The 17,174-nt window shown below is 62.4% G+C and carries 18 protein-coding genes; 10 read left to right on the top strand and 8 right to left on the bottom strand.

Annotated elements, in window-relative coordinates; translation table 11 throughout:
• Positions 1-13: 13 nt before the first annotated feature.
• The gene (locus tag IGB42_RS18355) at positions 14-769 is read right to left on the bottom strand and encodes a DeoR/GlpR family DNA-binding transcription regulator (protein ID WP_159674396.1); all 756 of its coding nucleotides are present in this window, start codon (positions 767-769) and stop codon (positions 14-16) included.
• 100 nt (positions 770-869) lie between these two features.
• Here IGB42_RS18355 and IGB42_RS18350 point away from each other — a divergent pair, with 100 nt between their 5' ends.
• Entirely contained in the window at positions 870-1,469 is a 600-nt protein-coding gene (locus tag IGB42_RS18350) for an NUDIX domain-containing protein (RefSeq protein ID WP_236822641.1), read from the top strand.
• Here IGB42_RS18350 and IGB42_RS18345 read toward each other — a convergent pair whose 3' ends face one another.
• The 3 genes from IGB42_RS18345 to argJ form a co-directional block, all read right to left on the bottom strand.
• Positions 1,470-1,793: a YnfA family protein gene (locus IGB42_RS18345; RefSeq protein WP_159674569.1), complete on the bottom strand. Its 324-nt coding sequence runs from the start codon at positions 1,791-1,793 to the stop codon at positions 1,470-1,472.
• Positions 1,794-1,808: 15 nt separating this feature from the next.
• Positions 1,809-2,141 (bottom strand): multidrug efflux SMR transporter, encoded by a 333-nt coding sequence (locus tag IGB42_RS18340; RefSeq protein ID WP_159674394.1) that lies wholly within the window; start codon positions 2,139-2,141, stop codon positions 1,809-1,811.
• 85 nt (positions 2,142-2,226) lie between these two features.
• A complete protein-coding gene (gene argJ / locus IGB42_RS18335; protein WP_159674392.1) occupies positions 2,227-3,456 on the bottom strand; it encodes a bifunctional glutamate N-acetyltransferase/amino-acid acetyltransferase ArgJ in 1,230 nt (409 codons plus the stop codon).
• A gap of 492 nt (positions 3,457-3,948) precedes the next feature.
• Here argJ and IGB42_RS18330 point away from each other — a divergent pair, with 492 nt between their 5' ends.
• A complete protein-coding gene (locus IGB42_RS18330; RefSeq protein ID WP_159674390.1) occupies positions 3,949-4,530 on the top strand; it encodes an outer membrane beta-barrel protein in 582 nt (193 codons plus the stop codon).
• Between the two features lie 62 nt (positions 4,531-4,592).
• Here IGB42_RS18330 and mutY read toward each other — a convergent pair whose 3' ends face one another.
• The gene (mutY, locus tag IGB42_RS18325; protein ID WP_159674388.1) at positions 4,593-5,633 is read right to left on the bottom strand and encodes an A/G-specific adenine glycosylase; all 1,041 of its coding nucleotides are present in this window, start codon (positions 5,631-5,633) and stop codon (positions 4,593-4,595) included.
• Positions 5,630-7,891, bottom strand: coding sequence for an AsmA family protein (locus tag IGB42_RS18320; protein WP_159674386.1), 2,262 nt, complete (start codon positions 7,889-7,891; stop codon positions 5,630-5,632). The genes mutY and IGB42_RS18320 overlap by 4 nt, the downstream gene beginning before the upstream one ends.
• A gap of 109 nt (positions 7,892-8,000) precedes the next feature.
• On the opposite strand from IGB42_RS18320, the gene IGB42_RS18315 reads away from it, so the two are divergent.
• The 3 genes from IGB42_RS18315 (at position 8,001) to IGB42_RS18305 (ending at position 9,587) form a co-directional block, all read left to right on the top strand.
• Positions 8,001-8,411 carry a thioesterase family protein gene (locus tag IGB42_RS18315; RefSeq protein WP_159674384.1) on the top strand — a complete coding sequence of 137 codons (411 nt, stop codon included), beginning with the start codon at positions 8,001-8,003 and terminating at the stop codon, positions 8,409-8,411.
• Positions 8,408-8,887 carry an LEA type 2 family protein gene (locus tag IGB42_RS18310; protein ID WP_159674382.1) on the top strand — a complete coding sequence of 160 codons (480 nt, stop codon included), beginning with the start codon at positions 8,408-8,410 and terminating at the stop codon, positions 8,885-8,887. Before IGB42_RS18315 ends, IGB42_RS18310 begins: the two co-directional genes overlap by 4 nt.
• A 64-nt stretch (positions 8,888-8,951) precedes the next feature.
• Positions 8,952-9,587 (top strand): hypothetical protein, encoded by a 636-nt coding sequence (locus tag IGB42_RS18305; RefSeq protein WP_159674380.1) that lies wholly within the window; start codon positions 8,952-8,954, stop codon positions 9,585-9,587.
• Between the two features lie 117 nt (positions 9,588-9,704).
• On the opposite strand, the gene IGB42_RS18300 is transcribed toward IGB42_RS18305, so the two are convergent.
• Positions 9,705-10,907 carry an amino acid aminotransferase gene (locus IGB42_RS18300; RefSeq protein WP_159674378.1) on the bottom strand — a complete coding sequence of 401 codons (1,203 nt, stop codon included), beginning with the start codon at positions 10,905-10,907 and terminating at the stop codon, positions 9,705-9,707.
• Here IGB42_RS18300 and IGB42_RS18295 point away from each other — a divergent pair.
• The 3 genes from IGB42_RS18295 to IGB42_RS18285 are packed head-to-tail and all read left to right on the top strand — an operon-like array spanning position 10,906 to position 14,505.
• Entirely contained in the window at positions 10,906-11,088 is a 183-nt protein-coding gene (locus tag IGB42_RS18295; RefSeq protein ID WP_159674376.1) for a hypothetical protein, read from the top strand. The genes IGB42_RS18300 and IGB42_RS18295 overlap by 2 nt on opposite strands.
• A gap of 32 nt (positions 11,089-11,120) precedes the next feature.
• Positions 11,121-14,054 (top strand): HD domain-containing phosphohydrolase, encoded by a 2,934-nt coding sequence (locus IGB42_RS18290; RefSeq protein ID WP_159674374.1) that lies wholly within the window; start codon positions 11,121-11,123, stop codon positions 14,052-14,054.
• 58 nt (positions 14,055-14,112) lie between these two features.
• Positions 14,113-14,505: an SgcJ/EcaC family oxidoreductase gene (locus IGB42_RS18285; RefSeq protein WP_159674372.1), complete on the top strand. Its 393-nt coding sequence runs from the start codon at positions 14,113-14,115 to the stop codon at positions 14,503-14,505.
• Between the two features lie 16 nt (positions 14,506-14,521).
• Here IGB42_RS18285 and IGB42_RS18280 read toward each other — a convergent pair whose 3' ends face one another.
• Complete coding sequence (locus IGB42_RS18280; RefSeq protein ID WP_159674368.1) at positions 14,522-15,511, bottom strand: hypothetical protein; 990 nt, start codon at positions 15,509-15,511, stop codon at positions 14,522-14,524.
• Between the two features lie 110 nt (positions 15,512-15,621).
• On the opposite strand from IGB42_RS18280, the gene IGB42_RS18275 reads away from it, so the two are divergent.
• Together IGB42_RS18275 and IGB42_RS18270 are read left to right on the top strand one after the other, a co-directional pair.
• Positions 15,622-16,509 (top strand): LysR family transcriptional regulator, encoded by an 888-nt coding sequence (locus IGB42_RS18275; RefSeq protein WP_159674367.1) that lies wholly within the window; start codon positions 15,622-15,624, stop codon positions 16,507-16,509.
• 93 nt (positions 16,510-16,602) lie between these two features.
• The gene (locus IGB42_RS18270) at positions 16,603-17,172 is read left to right on the top strand and encodes a LemA family protein (protein WP_159674366.1); all 570 of its coding nucleotides are present in this window, start codon (positions 16,603-16,605) and stop codon (positions 17,170-17,172) included.
• The last annotated feature ends 2 nt before the right edge of the window (positions 17,173-17,174 follow it).

Below are 17,174 nucleotides of genomic sequence, written 5' to 3'. Positions count from 1 at the left end.
CACCGCCAACCTGTCAGACTTGCGTGATGACGATACCGGCGCCGCGCAGCGGTGCCAGCTGCGCATCACCGATGGTGGTTTCGGTGATGATGCCGCTGGCTTCGGCCAGCGGCGCGATCACGTACGCGGATGCCGCGCCGATTTTTTCTGCGGAGGCCAGCACGATGGTCTCGGACGCGTGTTGCATCAGCGCGCGCTTCATATGCGCTTCTTCCAGATCGCCGGTGCTCAGGCCCGCCTGGGCATGCACGCCGGTTACCCCCATGAAGAACAGGTCTGCACGGATATGCGCCAGCGCGGCCAGTGCGGCGGTGCCCATGGTTACCACCGAATGCTTGAACAGCCGGCCACCGATCAGGATGACTTCCACGTGCGGGTGCAATGCCAGCTCTACCGCCACGCTGGGGCTGTGGGTGACGATGGTGGCATGCAGGCTGGCCGGCAATTGCCTGGTCAGCTGCACGGCGGTGGTGCCGCCATCGACGATGGCTATCTGCCCATCACCGATCATCTGTGCAGCAGCGCGGCCGATGCGTGCTTTGCCATCCGCTGCAATGTGGTTGCGGCTGGCAAAGTCCGCCACCGCCGGGGATGCCGGCAGTGCGCCACCATGCACGCGCTGCAGCAGTCCTTCCGCCGCCAGCTCGCGCAGGTCGCGGCGGATAGTGTCTTCCGATAGCGCCAGCTCCTGGCTGACGGCCTTGGCGATTACTTGGCCGTCACGCTGCAGGATGGCAAGGATGTGCTGCTTTCTCTGGCTGGTTAACATGGCCTTTGCACGAAAAATCTTGACCATGCACGAAATTGCACGATACCTTGCTGCGCAGTATAGCACCTGCCCGGGTGCTGTCATCTTGCCGGGGACATCAATGGAACAATCCATGCAGGCTGATGCCGAGCGCATCAGGATCGTCGACGTGCAGGTGCTGTCGCATGACTGGTATCTGCTGAAAAAAACCACTTTCGATTTCCGCCGCAACGACGGCAACTGGCAGCGGCAAAGCCGCGAAACCTACGACCGTGGCAACGGCGCCACCATCTTGCTGTACAACCTGGCGCAGCGCAGCGTGATCCTGACCCGACAGTTCCGCTTTCCCGCGTATGTGAACGGCCACGATGGCTTCCTGATCGAAACCGCTGCCGGCTTGCTCGATAACGCCACACCCGAGCAACGCATCAAGACCGAGGTGGAAGAGGAAACCGGCTACCGTGTACAACGGGTGCAGAAGGTATTCGAGGCCTTCATGAGTCCGGGTTCGGTGACCGAGAAGCTGTTTTTCTTCGTGGCCGAGTACGACCCGGCATCGAAGATCGGCAATGGCGGCGGCGTGGAGGCGGAAGGCGAGGATATCGAAGTGCTGGAGCTGCCGTTTGCAGAAAGCCTGGCGATGATGGCGCGCGGGGAGATTGCCGATGGCAAGACCATCATGCTGCTGCAATATGCAGCGCTGCACCTGTTTGCCGATTGATCAGGAGCGCGGTGCCAGCATGATGATGGCCATGCCGCTGATGGCGACTGCGCCGCCGAGCAGATCCCAGCCGGTCGGACGGATGCCCTCCACGATCCACAGCCACAACAGCGCTACGCCGATGTAGACGCCGCCATATGCGGCATAGGTGCGGCCGGCTGCGCTGGGGTGCAGGGTCAGCAGCCACGCGAACAGCGCCAGGCACAGCGCAGCCGGCAGCAGCAGCCACGGCGAGCCGCCGCGTTTCAGGCATAGCCATGGCAGGTAGCAGCCGGCGATTTCGGCCAGCGCGGTCAGGATGAACAGCAGCGTGGTTGGCAGCAGTGCGGTCACGGTGGCTCAGTGCGGTACGGAGCGGGAGAACAGATTCATCACCAGCACGCCGGCGATGATCAGCGCCATGCCGCCCATGGCGGCGGCGTCCAGCGCCTGCTTGTAGACCACCCAGCCCACCAGCGACACCAGCACGATGCCGACGCCCGACCATACTGCATACGCAACGCCGACCGGCAACGTGCGCAGCGTGAGGGCGAGGAAGTAGAACGCGATGCCGTAGCCGGCAATCACGATGCTGCTGGGAATCAGCCGGCTGAAGCCGGCGGAGGCCTTGAGCGCCGAAGTGGCAATCACTTCGGCAACGATGGCGATGGCGAGGTAGATCCAGTGTGTCATGCGCGTGCCTCCTGCTGTTGCGATCAGGCCAGGGATGAGCCGGGCCTGACCATGCGGTGGAGCAGGCGCCAGACGATACGCGGGATCAGCTGCGGTAGTCTGCGTTGATTTTCACGTAGTCGTAGCTGAAATCGCACGTCCATACGGTGGCTTCTTCGCTGCCGCGGCCGAGCTTCACGGTGATGTCGATCTCGGCTTGCTGCATCACGCGCTGGCCCTGTGCTTCGGTATAGCTGGCGGCACGGCCGCCTTTTTCTGCCACCAGCACATCGCCCAGCCACACTTCCAGCTTGTCGACATCCAGGTCTTCCACCGCAGAATAGCCGATGGCGCACAGGATGCGGCCCAGGTTGGGGTCGCTGGCGAAGAACGCGGTCTTGATCAGCGGCGAGCGACCGATGGCGTAGCCGACCGCCTTGCACTCGGCGCGGTCACGGCCACCCTCGACCTGGATGGTCATGAACTTGGTGGCGCCTTCGCCATCGCGGATGATGGCCTTGGCCAGCGTTTGCGCAACGTCGAGCAGTGCCGAGCGGAACGTGGCGAAATCGGCGCTGCCGGCATCATCGATCTCGGCATTGCCGGCCTGGCCGGTGGCGATGAGGATATAGCTGTCGTTGGTGCTGGTGTCGCCATCGACGGTAATGCTGTTGAACGAGCGATCCGCCGTCCAGCTCACCAGTTGCTGCAGCAGTGGCTGGCTGATAGCGGCATCGGTGGCGACGTAGCCCAGCATGGTGGCCATGTTCGGGTGGATCATGCCGGCACCCTTGCTGATGCCGGTGATGGTGATGGTCTTGCCGCCGATTTCCACCTGCTTCGACGCTGCTTTCGGCGCGACATCGGTGGTCATGATGGCGCGTGCGGCCTCGGCCCAGTGGGTGGGCTGCAGGTCGGCAATGGCAGCCGGCAGTGCACCGATGACTTTTTCCACCGGCAGTGGCTCCAGGATCACGCCGGTCGAGAATGGCAGCACCTGCGCCGCTTCGATATCCAGCAGGCCGGCGAGTGCTTCGCAGCTTTGCTGCGCGCGATTGTAGCCGTCCACGCCGGTGCCGGCATTGGCGTTGCCGGTATTGACCACCAGCGCGCGGATGTTGCCGCCTGCCGCCAGGTGGTCACGGCAGATGCGCACCGGTGCCGCGCAGAACTTGTTCAGGGTGAAAACGCCGGCTGCACGCGCGCCTTCTGCCAGCCTGATCACCAGCACGTCCCGTCGGCCTGGCGTTTTCACGCCGGCTGATGCAATGCCCAGTTCCACGCCAGCGACGGGGTACAGGCTTGCAGGATCGAGTTCGGGCAGGTTGACGGGCATGGCAGGGGTCCTTGTATGGGTCAGGGCTTGTTAACACTCGGTTCGCAGTTGCGTTCGGGCAGCCCGGCATGGCAAGCAGGACTGTGAAGCGCGCCGCGGTACGATACCGCAAGTGGTTTGCAACACAGCAGGCTGCCCGGAATATCCCGAACCTGCAGAGCCGCGTCGCAAACAGCCATTGCTTGACGCGCCTTGGCAATAGCCGGCCGTTGCCTGCGTTGCGTGCCTTGCATCCGGCCTTTTTGCGACCCGACGCGACCGTGAAACGAGTGTTAACAAGCCTTGTTGCAGGTGAAAACGTGATTGTAACCGGCGTACCCGCCATTGTGTGTTGCAGTGCAGGAATCAGAAAGTTGCACGGTGTGATGATTCACAGCCGGGTAATCGGTCACAGCGTCCGGCGCCGCAGGTTCTTAGCATGGGTACCGGATCAGTGCCGCGCCGCAACAGCGCGGGCTGAGTATTTCACTGATGCACATGGAGAACCCGCACATGAAAAACGCACGCACACTTCTGGCCATTGCCACACTGGGCCTGAGCACAGCCGTATTCGCCGCCCCGGTGGGTGGCAGCAATGTGTATATGTATGGCGATATCGGGCAATCGCGTTACGACGCCGACGATGCCACCGCCAGGCTGGGGCCGGGTGCGAGCTCGGATGAAACCGATTTTGCCGGTAGTGTGGGTGCCGGTTATCAGTTCTCGCCCAATTTCGCGCTGGAAGCCGGTTATCTCAATCTGGGCAAGATGACCGCCAACCGGGGTGTCAACAGTTCGGAATACAGCGCGCAGGGTATCGCCTTCCAGGCGGTGGGTACCGTGCCGCTGAATGACCGCTTCGGCCTGTATGGCACTGCCGGCCTGAACCCGCTGTACGTCAAATCCAGCTATAACGGCGTTTCCGACAACGAATGGCGCGTTGCACCCAGCCTGGGTTTGGGGGTGAACTTCAAGGTCAATGAAGCTGTAGGCCTGCGTGCCGGGTACACCCGCTACTTCAATGCGGTGGATAACCGCGGCGTGAAGTCGGATGCCGACCTGATGTCGGTGGGTATGACTTACGCATTCAAGTAAATCACCCATGCCGGTATCCGGCATGATGTTCAAACCGCAAACGGGCCAGCAGGCCCGTTTTTTCATGCGCTCAGCAGTTTGCGCAGCGGCGTGGGAATGCCGGCCGCCAAGGCCTGTTCACGGCTGAACCAACGGCGGTCATCATCGTGCACGGCGTTGCCCTGCGCCAGCAGCACCGCCGGTTGTGGCGTGATGGTGAGGCGGAAGTGTGTGAACACATGCACGAAATCCGCGCCCGCCGGTTCCAGCGCGATGGTCATGTCGAGACGCTGCTGGCTGTCTGCCACCGCATCCAGTGTCGACGGCGTTTCCGGCAAACACCACAGCCCGCCCCAGATGCCGTTGGGGGGGCGGCGCTCGAGCAGCAAGCGGCCTTGCGCATCGTGGATCAGCAGCATCACCGTATGGCGCTCGGGAATTTTCTTCTTCGGCTTTGCGGTAGGCAGCTCGAGCTGCCGGCCGGTCAGGCGGGCCACGCAGTCATCACTGACCGGGCAGGCAAGACAGGCCGGTTTGCGGGGCGTGCACACCGTGGCGCCCAGATCCATCTGCGCCTGCGTATACGCAGGCATGTCGGCAGGGTTATCGGGCAGCAGGCTGCCAGCCAGTTGCCACAGCTGTCTTTCGATGGCCTTTTCGCCCGGAAACCCGCTGATGCCGGCCCAGCGGGCCAGCACGCGCTTGACGTTGCCGTCGAGGATGGGGCTGCGCACATTGAACGAGAACGCGGCGATGGCCGCCGCTGTGGATGGCCCCACGCCGGGCAGCTCGGTGATGGTGAGCGGATCTTGCGGAAACACGCCGCCAAAGCGGCTCATCACCATCTGCGCGGCCGCGTGCAGGTTGCGCGCGCGGCTGTAGTAGCCCAGCCCGCTCCAGTGCGCGAGCACGTCATCCTGCGTGGCAGCGGCAAGGTTGGCAACGGTGGGAAAGCGCACCAGAAACCGCTGGTAATACGGAATGACCGTGGTGACCTGCGTTTGCTGCAGCATGATTTCCGACAGCCATACACGGTACGGGTCGTTCACTTGCCATGGCAGGTCATGCCGGCCGTAGCCGGTGTGCCAGGCCAGCAGGCGCGGCGCAAAGCGGGTGGTGCTCATTTCTTTCTGGCCGCGGCTGCCGGCGCTGCGGGCTTCTTCGTGGGTACCGGTTTCAGGCGCGCCTGCTCGGCGGCTTTGGCGGCTTTTGCCTTGGCTTCTTCCTCGGCTTTTTGTCGTATCAGGATCTGATCGCGCAGGCTGGCGTAATCGATACGGTAATCGGGGGCCCCCAGCGTGCCGGCCAGCTGGATCGGCAACAGCAGGCCGGCCAGCCCCTTGAGTTCCGGCACCTTGGGGTTGGCGCTGGCGATCAGCTTGTAATCGATGGCGCCACCGGCCAGATCCAGCACGCCTTCGCCCTTGAGCTGCAGCACGCCGGCGGTGACATTGAGATCATCATTGGTAGCAACACCATGCTTGAGCTGCATAGTGGCTTTCAGTTCGGAAAAGCGTGTGCGCGCATCCAGGTTGAGGATGGGCGCGGATTCACCCTGCATGGCCTTGAGCTGCCGGCTGGCGGCGCGCAGCAGCGCTTCGATGTCGATGCCGCGTATGGCGCCCTTGTTGAGCAACACGCGCACATCGCCACCGGCGGTTTTCTTGACGTCCGACAGCTTGTTGCCGGTGGCGGCAATGTCGAGGTCAAGGTGGCCACGTCCTTCAAAGCGGCTGGTATCGAGTACGTCCGCCAGCAGGGTGTTGACGTTCATGTCCGACAGTTTCTGGGCGATGCGCCAACTGGGTACCTTGCTGCTGGCGTCCAGCTCCAGCCGGCCTTGCAACTGGCCTTCGTACAGCGTGGCGGCCAGCGGATCGAGCGTGAGCTTGCGGTCATGCGCGGCCAGCTTCATCGACAGGTCATCGACATGCAGTTTCTGCAGCACCAGCTCGCCGATGCGCAGCTCGCCTTCGGCATTGAGCGTATCGAGGAAACCCAGATCGAGCGGGCTATCCGCATCGACCGATCTGGCGCCTTCGGTCACTGCTGGCAGATAGGGGCTGAGATCGAGCTTGGCGAGGTCGAACTGGAAGCGGTAACGCGGTTTGACGAAGTCATCGATATCGAAGTGCGCGGTCAGCGCGGCCTTGTCGAAATCACCACGGCTGGCGACTTGCAGCGATTCGTTGCGCAGGTCGAGCATGGCATCGCCCGCCAGCATCAGCGGGATGGCGCCACGCGGTAGCGCGCTGCTGCTGTACTGGCCGGTCAACTGATAACCGGGCAGCCGTGCCACGGTACCGCCATGCAGTTCCAGCGGGGTTTTGAAATCCAGTGCCAGCGTCTGCTTCGGGCTTTTCAGGTAGACATTGAGTACGGCATCGCTGGCATGCATGGTGCCTTGCTGCGTGGCCGCCAGCGACGGCAAGGAGATACCGGCGTTGAAGCGCAGTCCATGGCTCTGCATGTTCAGGCTCAACCTGGAGCGGTACAGCCCCAGCTGGTTCTCGGTCAGGCGTATCTCGGGAATGGTCAGCTCGCCCTTCCAGAACTGGTCGGCACGCTGGCCTTGCCCGGTGAGCTTGAGCTGGCCGCCGGTCAGGCGCAGTGGTTGCCAGCCATAAATCAGGTTGCCGGTGATCTGCAGCGCCACGCCTTTGAGATCGACACTGGGGCGGCTGGCGCCGTCCTGCGTCAGCGCGATCTGCAAGTCGTTCACCAGCAGATTGCGCTGTATCTCGTGATAACGCATCGCGGCATCGGCCTTGATGGCGCCTTGCCAGAGCGGGTCTTTCTCAGAGCCGATCACCAGCCGGCCATCCACATCCAGCCGGCCATTCTTCGGATCGGCCAAGTTGTCCATGGTGAAATTGAGCGGCCCCAGCTTGGCGGTTTCGCCAAGAAACGCATCGCGGTAATCGAAGCGGGCACCGGTGAATCGCAGGCGGTTCAGGCCGAAGCGCAGCTTGCTGTTGGGCTGGTGGTTCTGCAGCAGGTCTTCGAAATTGTAGCTGCCGTCACCGCGGTGCTCGATCAGCAATGCCGGGCGTTCGAAATCGATGGCGGCGATTTCCAGCTTGCCCGACAGTAGCGGCCATGGCGCCAGCGTGATCTTCACGGTATCGGTCTTGGCGAAAATGGCGGCGCTGTCCGGCTCGGATAGCGTGGTGTCTTCCAGCAGCAGCGCCGGGCGCGGCAGCAGCACTACGCGGGTTCTGGCGGCATTGAGCGTGCGGCCGGTATCACGGGCGATTTGCGTGACCAGCAGATTGCGTATCCATTCCGCTTCGATGAAATAGGGTGCAATACCGGCGATCAACACCAGCATGGCGATCAGCAGCAGGCAGATGCGAAAAGGGCGAGAGTGGCGCAGGTCCATTGGATTTGATGTTAGTTGGGCCAGCAAGGGATGCGACCGATTATCACCAAGACCCGCCAGAAATCAAAGTGCTAAAATTCGTGGCATTTCCTGACCAACGGCTAAACCGATGCTGCACAAAACCGAAATCAAGGTCCGCGGTTACCATCTGGACCTGTATGGCCACGTGAACAATGCACGTTACCTGGAGTTTCTGGAAGAGGCGCGCTGGGGCTTGCTGGAGGATGCCAGCGACATCGGCTGGTTCATGCAGCAGCAACTGGCGCTGGTGGTGACACGGATCGACATCCGCTACAAGCGCCCGGCGACGATGGGCGATGTGCTGGTGATCGAAACGCAACTGGCACAACTGGAAGAGCGCGCTGCCATCGTGACGCAGCGTATCGTGCGCGCCGACAACGGCAAGCTGGTGGCCGAGGCCGATGTGACGCTGGCGGTGGTGCACCCGGATACCGCGGGCGCATTGGTGATCGAAGGCGAGTTGGCCAGCCGGCTGGGCGCGATGAAAGGGGCCGAATGATGAAGCGTTATCTGTTGTTGATGGCCTGCCTGTGGCTGGCCGCATGTGCCGGCATACCGGAGCATTTCGAAAAGCCGCGGCTGAGCATTGCCGATGTTCGCCTCAAGCAGGCGGGCTTGCTGGAGCAGCGTTTCGTGCTGACGCTGCGGGTGCAGAATCCCAACAAGGTCGATATACCGATCGACGGGCTCGATACCACGCTGGCGATTGCCGGCAAGCCGCTGGCGCAGGGCGTATCGCATGAGCGCGTGACGCTGCCTGCGTTGGGCGAGGCACTGGTGCCGGTGGAGGTGACGGCCAATCTGTCCGGCTTGCTCAAGGCATGGCGTGCGGTGCAGGGCGAAGGAAAATATACGCTGGCAGGTCGGTTGTTCGTGCCGATGCGCGCCGATGGCGTGCCGTTTGCCTACGAGGGTGATCTGCCGGCGCTGAAGGGCCTGTTCAATCAGCTTGTGCCCGGCAGCGAAAATTTTTAAGCCAGTGCAGGCCGCTATTGGCTAAGCTGTCTCGTCCGCTTTATATACATTTTTGATTGAGATCATGTCCGAACCCACTCACGCAGAAGCCGCCCAGCCGGCGGAACCCAAAGCCAGGAAGCTGATGTTGCCACTGATGATCGGTGGCGGCGTGCTGGCGGTGATCATCCTTGTATGCATCGGGGTGGGTATCGGCATGGCCAAGCGGCAGTTCGAGCGCAAGGGCTATGTGGAGCAGATCATCAAGCTCAAGACCGCGCTGGCCGAGTCAGTCGATTTGCGCAAGGAGTCGGAAGGGCGGGTGGAAAAAATGCGTGAAGAGCTCAAGGAAAAACGGGACGAAATCCACGATCTGGAACTCAAGCTTGATGAAGCGCAGCAGCAAGCTGGCCGTGGTGGAAATGCCGACGCGCGGCCGGCTGCAGCGGCACCTGCTGCCGCGCATGGCGAGGCGGATGCACATGGCAGCGAAGCGGCAGCGCCCAGCGGCGCATCGGTCACGCCGAAGTTTGCCAAGAAAGGCGACTGCGTACTGAGCACCGGCTCCAAGGGCGCAGACTGGAAGGATTGCCTGGGGGTATCGAAGGCACCGACGTCCGACGGCAAGGCGGCGGAAGGCAGCAAGCCCGGTGCCAAACCTGCCGCGGAAAAAGCACCGGCAGAAAAGGCCCCGGCTGAAAAAGCACACGCAGAACACTGAGATCGCATCGGCAGCTTGTGATTGCCACAATGCTTGCAGTAGCGGTTACAGCAACGGCACCCAAAGAAAAACCCGGCTTCGCAGCCGGGTTTTTTCATGCTGTCCGGCGGTGCGGGATCAGAGCACCTTGGCGATGGATTGGGCCACGTAACCGATGTTCTTGCTGTTGAGCGCAGCAAGGCAGATACGGCCGGTGGATACCGCGTAGATGCCGAAGTCGTTCTTCAGGGTTTCCACTTGTGCGGCGGTCAGGCCGGTGTAGCTGAACATGCCGCGCTGGGCGATCACGAAGCTGAAATCCTGTGTGACGCCGGCCGCCTTGATGGCTTCGACGAGGCCGGTGCGCATTGCGCGGATGCGCTCACGCATGCCGGCGAGTTCGTCTTCCCACTGCTGGCGCAGTTCCGGGCTGGACAGCACGGCAGCAACCACGGCGCCGCCATGGATGGGCGGGTTGGAGTAGTTGGTGCGGATCACGCGCTTGAGCTGGCTGAGTACGCGGCTGGCTTCGTCCTTGCTGGCGGTGACGATGGACAGCGCGCCGACGCGCTCGCCGTACAGCGAGAAGCTCTTGGAGAACGAGCTGGATACGAAGAACTGCAGGCCGGAGGCCGAGAACAGGCGCACGGCAACCGCGTCGGCTTCGATGCCATCGGCAAAGCCCTGGTAGGCCATGTCGAGGAACGGCACCAGGCCGCGCTCGCGGCAGGTTTCCACCACTTCAGCCCACTGCGCATCCGACAGGTCGGCGCCGGTCGGGTTGTGGCAGCAGGCGTGCAGCACGATCACCGAGCCCGGTGCGTACGACAGCAGCGCAGCCTTCATGGCGGCGAAGTTCACTCCACGGGTGCTTGCATCGTAATACGGGTAGTTTTCGACCACGAAACCGGCCGATTCGAACAGTGCGCGGTGGTTTTCCCAGCTTGGATCGCTGATGTAGACCTTGGCATCCGAATTGAGGCGCTTGAGGAAGTCTGCACCGATCTTCAGTGCGCCGGTGCCGCCCAGCGCTTCGGCAGTGATCACGCGTCCTTCGCTGGTCAGTTCGGAACCCGTGCCGAACAGCAGGTTCTGCACGGCGGTGTTGTATGCACCCAGGCCTTCGATAGGCTGGTAGCCACGTGGCGGCTGGGTTTGCAGGCGAGTCTGTTCAGCGGCCTTTACAGCAGCCAGCAGCGGGATCTTGCCATTGTCGTCGTAGTACACGCCCACGCCCAGATTCACCTTGGTTTCACGGGTATCTGCGTTGAAGGCTTCGTTCAGGCCCAGGATCGGGTCGCGAGGCGCCAGTTCGACGGCGGCAAAAATCGAGTTGCTCATGCTGCTCTCCATGCGTGGCAGTGCGGCCATGGGTACGTGTGCCATGGACCATAAATTGGAAAATCGGAACCGCGCAATTCTAGCACGAGTGCCTGCGCCCGGCGTTGCGGCGCAGCGGGAAAATGGCCTGCTGGCGCAGGTTTATCGGGCTAGTCTTGAGCTTGATGTAATCAAAGAATAAGCTCAGGTAAAACCACTTACGGCGGTGTCGCAATGAGTATCCCGGAAGCAAAACCACTACGCCCGCGTTACCCGCTGTACCTGCATATTTCTACACTTTTCGTTGCCCTGATCGCAGTGTTTGCAATGGTGAACATTGCTTACCAGTACAGCCAGACCAGCCGCATGCTGCTGTCCGCATCCGAAGCGCTGTTCAACCGCATTGGCGCGCAAACCGTCAAGACCATCGAATCGCGTTACGAGCCCACGCGCATGGTGGTGAACCTGATGTCGCACCAGCGCATCATGTTTGCCGGCTCGCTGGGCGAGCGGTTGCAAAGCCTGCCGTACTTCGCCGAGGCGCTGCGCGGCAATTTCGGCCTTGCGTCGGTATACGTGGGGTACCAGAACGGCGATTTCTTCCTGGTGCGCCGCCTGGACAGTTCGAAACTGCTGCAGCAGCGTTTCGAAACCCCTGAAGGGGCGATGTTCATGGTGCAGAGCGTCGAGCATCGCGCGGATGGCATCCACGGCAAATACCTGTTCTACGATGCCGGCCTGCAACTGATGCGCGATAGCTCGCAGCCCGATTACCAGTTCGACCCACGCACGCGCCCCTGGTACAAAACCGCGATCGGGCAGGCCGATCTTTATGTGACGGATCCCTACCTTTTTTTCAGCGTGAAAGAAGTGGGTACGACATTTGCACGCCGCAGCGAAAATGGCGATGCGGTGGTGGCTGCCGATATCACGCTAGGTGAATTGAGCAGCCTGCTGGCCAGCCAGCGGATTTCCCCGAGCGCCGAACTGGCGCTGTTCAGCCCGTCCAGGGATGTGCTGGCTTACCGTGATCCGGCCCGGCTGACCCGGCAGAAGCAGGGCGAGCAGGCTCATCTGGCCAAACTGGAGGAGCTGGGTATCCCGGCGCTGAACAAGCTGGCACAGCAGGGCGAGGCGGCCGGTGCGGGGGCCGCGTTCGACGTGGGTGGCAAGGACTGGCATGGTTTTCTTGCCCCGATACCGGTTTCCGGTGGCACGCCCATGTATCTGGCGGTGGCCGCCCCCCAGGAGGAGCTGCTTGGTGACGCGATGGCATTGCGTACCCGTTCGCTGATGATTACTGCAGTGCTGGTGGCTGTTTCGGTGCTGATTGCCATCTGGCTGTCCAGGCTGGCATCCAATCCGATCCGCGCGCTGGTGGAAGAGGCCAAGGAAATCCAGGCGCTGCGCTTCGACAAGCCTATCGCGGTGCGTTCGCGCATTTACGAAATCGATGAACTGGCCCGATCGATGGGCAAGATGAAGTCGACCATCCGCAACTTCCTCGATATCGGTCAGGCGCTGGCCAGCGAGAAAGAGTTCAGCTCGCTGATCGCGCGCCTGCTGGAAGAGACTACCGATATTGCCCGCGCATCGGGCGGCATCATCTATCTGCATGAAGTGGATGACAGCCTGCGGCCTGCGCAGGCGCGCTGGGGCAGCAACGCACTGCGCGAGCCGGTGCAGCAACTGGCGCAACTGGCCGCCGATGACGCGGAACACCCGGCCTGGCAGGCATATGCAGCCGGCCGCACCATCCAGACATCGCTGGATGCACTGGCGCTGGGGCTGCTGTTCGGCTCGCTGCATTCATTCGATCACCCGCTGACCGTGCTGGCGGTGCCGCTGAAAAACCAGCAGGACGAGTGCCTGGGCGTACTGGTGCTGCTGCAGGACGAGCGCAACCAGCATACCGATGACGCGCTGCTGGCGCTGGTAGGGGCGGTATCGGGCACGGCGGCGATTGCGATCGAAACCCAGCGGCTGATCCTGGAGCAGAAGGTATTGCTCGAATCGTTCATCCAGCTGATTGCCGGTGCCATCGATGCCAAGAGCCCGTACACCGGCGGCCACTGCCAGCGGGTGCCGGAGCTGACCAAGATGCTGGCGCGCGCGGCGGAGCGGGACGAAAGCGGCCCCTACGCCACCTTCACGCTCAGCCCGGATGAATGGGAAGAGCTGCATATTGCTGCATGGTTGCACGATTGCGGCAAGGTCACCACGCCGGAATACGTGGTCGACAAGGCGACCAAGCTGGAAACGCTGTATGACCGCATCCACGAGGTGCGCATGCGCTTCGAGGTGCTCAAGCGCGATGCGGAAATCGATTACTGGCATGCGGTGGTGGCCGGTGGCGATCCGGCGCGGCTGAAGCTGCTGCTGGATGAACAATTGCAGCAGCTGGATGATGATTTCGCCTTCATTGCCGAATGCAATCTGGGTGGCGAATTCATGGCGCCGGACCGCGTGGAGCGCGTGAAGGCGATTGCCGCCAGGACATGGCGCCGCACCTTGTCCGACCGCATCGGTATCTCGCACGAAGAGGCCGAGCGCAAGGCCAGCGCGCCGGAAGCTGCGTTACCGGTGGATGAGCCGCTGCTGGCAGACCGGCCGGACCACGTGTTCGCGCGCGGCCCGCGCGATCAGTTGCCGCAGGGCCATGGCTTCGACATGAAAGTGCCCGCGCACCTGTACAACCGTGGCGAGATCTACAACCTGGCGGTGGCACGCGGTACGCTGTCCGAGGAAGAGCGCTACAAGATCAACGAGCACATCGTGCAGACCATCGTGATGCTGAACAAGCTGCCGTTCCCGCGCCACCTGCGGCGCGTGCCGGAAATTGCCGGCGGCCATCACGAGAAAATGGATGGCACCGGTTATCCGAAGCGGCTCAAGCGTGACGAGATGAGTCTGACCGCACGCATGATGGCGATTGCCGATATTTTCGAAGCGCTGACCGCTATCGATCGCCCGTACAAGAAAGGCAAGACCTTGTCCGAATCGCTGAAGATCATGGCACGCATGGCACAGGATGCACATGTGGACCCGGGGCTGTTCCGGCTGTTCATCCGTTCGCAGGTGTATCTGGAATACGCGCAGCGCTACATGCAGCCGCAGCAGATCGATCCGGTGGATGAGGCAGCACTGCTGAACGGGCTGCCCGATTAGCGCCTGCCTGTACCAATGCTGCTGCCGCGGCAGCGGGACGGCCTTCAAGGAGGGATGAATGCAGGATGAACAGGCAATACGTGATCTGCTGGCGGACTGGCGCGAAGCCACGCAGCATGGTGATGCGGCGCAACTGCAGGCGCTGTGTACCGATGATGTGGTGTTCCTGCAACCGGGCCAGCCGCCGATGCACGGTGCGGCTGCATTTGCCGCCGTGTTCCGCTCGGTGATCGGCGAATACGGCATCGACTACACGCAGACCGTAGAGGAAATCCGCATGCAGGGTGACTACGCGTATTGCTGGACCGGGCTGGTGGTGACGATCACCCCGCGCAACGGGGGGGATGTCAGGCAGCGCGCCGGCAACACGCTGAGCGTGCTCCGGCGCGAAAACGGCCGCTGGCTGCTCTGCCGCGATGCCAACATGCTGGTGACTGTGCCGCTGGTGTGAGTGCGGCGACTGCCGCTTACGGCAACGGCTGCGATTGCAAATCGAAAGGCACGTGCTGCGGTATCGGCAGTTTATCCTGCGTGCGCTTGATCAGCAGCCCGTACTTCGATTCGATGAAATACACGCGCCCATCGGCCACCACGCCGGACGATGGATCATTCAAACCGGCAACCAGCGTCTGCAGCGTGCCGGTGTTGTCGGAAATGCTGGCGATGCTGATCTGGCCGCCGTACGGCCCGTCGTTGCCGAACGCGTTGCTCTCGAAAATTACCAGCCTGCCCGGGCCGGCGCTGCGGATGGCATCGGCATTCTTCAGCGGGCGTGCAAAGCGGATGGTTGCCGGTGCGGCGGGCGTGCCGTCTGCGGTAATGCCGATGCGCAGCAGGTGATCGGTGGCGGATACCTCGCTCAGGTAAAGCTGGTCGTCGCCGTCGAGCGCGATGCCGTTGAAGAAAAAGCCATCCTTGCCTGCAGGATGGTCGGCGAGCGCCAGCCATACCTGCAGTGCGGCACCATCGCGTGGCAGGCGCAGCACACGCGGGTTTTTCGAATCACTCACGTACAGCGTGCCGTGGCTGTCCTGCACCAGATCGTTGCAATAGCCACGGTCCGGCAGTAGATAGCTGGCTACCGGCTTGCCGCTGGCGAGCGCATAGCTTTTCAGGGCGCTGGGGGTCTGCGGCACCGTGGTGAAGCCCATATTACCCGAGCATACCCACAGTAATTGAGCGGTTTCATCCACCAGTACCCCCTGCACATTGGCAAGGCCATTCGAGCCGGGTGGCACCAGCATCCGGCTGCTGCCATCGGCGGCGATGCGCACTACCGCGCCCTGGCGCCAACTGCCGGCGTAGAACGCACCATCCGCATCGCGCGCCACGCTTTCCGGGTACCAGTCGTCGGGCAGTGCCAGCGCAGCCGGCGCTGTTGCGGATTGCGCGGCGATCGTGTTGGCAGCCAGCGCTGCGATGAGCAGTGCAAACAGGGTGGAGAAGCGGGATGGCATGGTGCACCTCGGGTGGGGTTGAATGAGTGATTGAACGCTGCCAGTGTCTTCCCGGTGCAGGGGTTGATAAAGTGGGTGCTGCTTGAATCAATCGACACTCAAGGTTTGGAATGGACAAACTGACCAGCATGGCGGTGTTTGTACAGGTGGTGGAAAAGGGCAGCTTTGCGGCAGCGGCGGAGGGGTTCGGCCTGTCCACCACCATGGTGGCCAACCATGTCCGCGCGCTGGAGCAGCAACTGGGCGCCAGATTGCTGGAGCGCACCACGCGCCGGCACAAGCTGACCGAAGTCGGCAGCGTGTATCTGGAGCGTTGCCGCGAGGTGCTGGCCGCTGCGGCCGCTGCGGAGCGTGTGGCGGAGACGCTGAAGATGGCGCCGCAAGGCACCTTGCGGGTGACCGCGCCGGTATCCTACGGCGCGCACCGGCTGGTACCGGTGATTGCCGGTTACATGGCGGCGTATCCGCAGGTGCGGGTAGAACTGACACTGAACGACCGCGTGGTCGATCTGCTGGAAGAGGGGTTCGAGGTTGCCATCCGCTCGGGCGTGCTCGACAACACCAACCTGATTGCGCGGCCACTGCAGCAGTCGCGCATGCTGGCGGTGGCAAGCCCGGATTACCTGCAGCGCCACGGCACGCCCGGGCACCCGGATGAACTGGTCAGCCACGCATGCCTGGGTTTCATGCCGTGGGGGCGCAGTCACACCTGGCGGTTCAGTCTTGACGGGCAAACGGTGCATGTACCGGTGCAGGGTGGTTTCCTTGCCAACAATGGCCAGGCACTGCGCACGGCAGCGTTGTGCGGGATGGGGATCGTGGTGCAGGCGGACGTCTTGCTGGACGACGCGATTGCCAGCGGCCAACTGGTGCAATTGTTGCCGGAGTGGGCGCTGCCGTTGCGCGATATCCACATCGTGCGGACGCGTGATCTGCAACCTACCCCCAAGCTGCGCAGCTTTGTCGATTTCGTCGTGGAGCAACTTGGCCGGCGCTGAACGCTTGGTGGGGCGCGGCTTGTCGGCTAATCTGCGGGAAGCGTCTGCCTGTAACAATCGTGCTGGCGCGCCCGTATCCTGTGGAGTGTGTGTATGCCTTTGGTGATTTTTCTGTGCCTGCTGGTGGTCGTGCTGCTGTACCTGGTGTCGGTGTACAACAATCTGGTGGCGCTCAAGCACGGTGTGGCGCGGGCATGGGCGAATATCGATGTGTTGCTCAAGCAGCGGCATGACGAATTGCCCAAGCTGGTGGAAGCCTGCAAGCAGTACATGAAGTTCGAGACCGAAACACTGGAAAAGGTGATGCAGGCGCGCGCCGGCGTGGCCACCGCGCGCGAGGCGAAGAACATCCCGGCGCTGGGTGCTGCGGAAGGGCGCTTACGCGCCGGCCTCAGTGCGCTGTTTGCCACGGTGGAGGCTTACCCGGAACTGCGCGCCAATGATCATTTCACCCATCTGGTGGCACGCATCACCGAGCTGGAGGACGGCATTGCCGATCGGCGCGAGGTCTACAACGAGGCGGTCAACCTCAACAACGTGCGGATCGACCAGTTTCCCGATGTGATCGTGGCGCGCAACTTCGGTTTCCGTGCTGCGCTGTCGCTGGAATTTGCCGAGCCGGAAAAAGCCGATGTCGATATGGCGCAGGCGTTCAGGGACTGACG

This window comes from Andreprevotia sp. IGB-42 (assembly GCF_009848685.1).
Lineage (GTDB): Bacteria > Pseudomonadota > Gammaproteobacteria > Burkholderiales > Chitinibacteraceae > Andreprevotia.
This window is presented reverse-complemented; position numbering and strand designations above follow the sequence as displayed.

Excerpts from the sequence above, each read along its gene's own strand:
- IGB42_RS18305 (WP_159674380.1), top strand. The coding sequence starts at position 8,952 with ATGTCCGAACCCACTCACGCAGAAGCCGCCCAGCCGGCGGAACCCAAA.
- IGB42_RS18290 (WP_159674374.1), top strand. The coding sequence starts at position 11,121 with ATGAGTATCCCGGAAGCAAAACCACTACGCCCGCGTTACCCGCTGTAC.
- IGB42_RS18285 (WP_159674372.1), top strand. The coding sequence starts at position 14,113 with ATGCAGGATGAACAGGCAATACGTGATCTGCTGGCGGACTGGCGCGAA.
- IGB42_RS18275 (WP_159674367.1), top strand. The coding sequence starts at position 15,622 with ATGGACAAACTGACCAGCATGGCGGTGTTTGTACAGGTGGTGGAAAAG.
- mutY (WP_159674388.1), bottom strand. The coding sequence starts at position 5,633 with ATGAGCACCACCCGCTTTGCGCCGCGCCTGCTGGCCTGGCACACCGGC.
- IGB42_RS18315 (WP_159674384.1), top strand. The coding sequence starts at position 8,001 with ATGCTGCACAAAACCGAAATCAAGGTCCGCGGTTACCATCTGGACCTG.
- IGB42_RS18270 (WP_159674366.1), top strand. The coding sequence starts at position 16,603 with ATGCCTTTGGTGATTTTTCTGTGCCTGCTGGTGGTCGTGCTGCTGTAC.
- IGB42_RS18310 (WP_159674382.1), top strand. The coding sequence starts at position 8,408 with ATGATGAAGCGTTATCTGTTGTTGATGGCCTGCCTGTGGCTGGCCGCA.
- IGB42_RS18350 (WP_236822641.1), top strand. The coding sequence starts at position 870 with ATGGAACAATCCATGCAGGCTGATGCCGAGCGCATCAGGATCGTCGAC.
- IGB42_RS18280 (WP_159674368.1), bottom strand. The coding sequence starts at position 15,511 with ATGCCATCCCGCTTCTCCACCCTGTTTGCACTGCTCATCGCAGCGCTG.
- IGB42_RS18330 (WP_159674390.1), top strand. The coding sequence starts at position 3,949 with ATGAAAAACGCACGCACACTTCTGGCCATTGCCACACTGGGCCTGAGC.
- IGB42_RS18355 (WP_159674396.1), bottom strand. The coding sequence starts at position 769 with ATGTTAACCAGCCAGAGAAAGCAGCACATCCTTGCCATCCTGCAGCGT.
- IGB42_RS18320 (WP_159674386.1), bottom strand. The coding sequence starts at position 7,891 with ATGGACCTGCGCCACTCTCGCCCTTTTCGCATCTGCCTGCTGCTGATC.
- IGB42_RS18300 (WP_159674378.1), bottom strand. The coding sequence starts at position 10,907 with ATGAGCAACTCGATTTTTGCCGCCGTCGAACTGGCGCCTCGCGACCCG.
- IGB42_RS18295 (WP_159674376.1), top strand. The coding sequence starts at position 10,906 with ATGCTGCTCTCCATGCGTGGCAGTGCGGCCATGGGTACGTGTGCCATG.
- argJ (WP_159674392.1), bottom strand. The coding sequence starts at position 3,456 with ATGCCCGTCAACCTGCCCGAACTCGATCCTGCAAGCCTGTACCCCGTC.
- IGB42_RS18340 (WP_159674394.1), bottom strand. The coding sequence starts at position 2,141 with ATGACACACTGGATCTACCTCGCCATCGCCATCGTTGCCGAAGTGATT.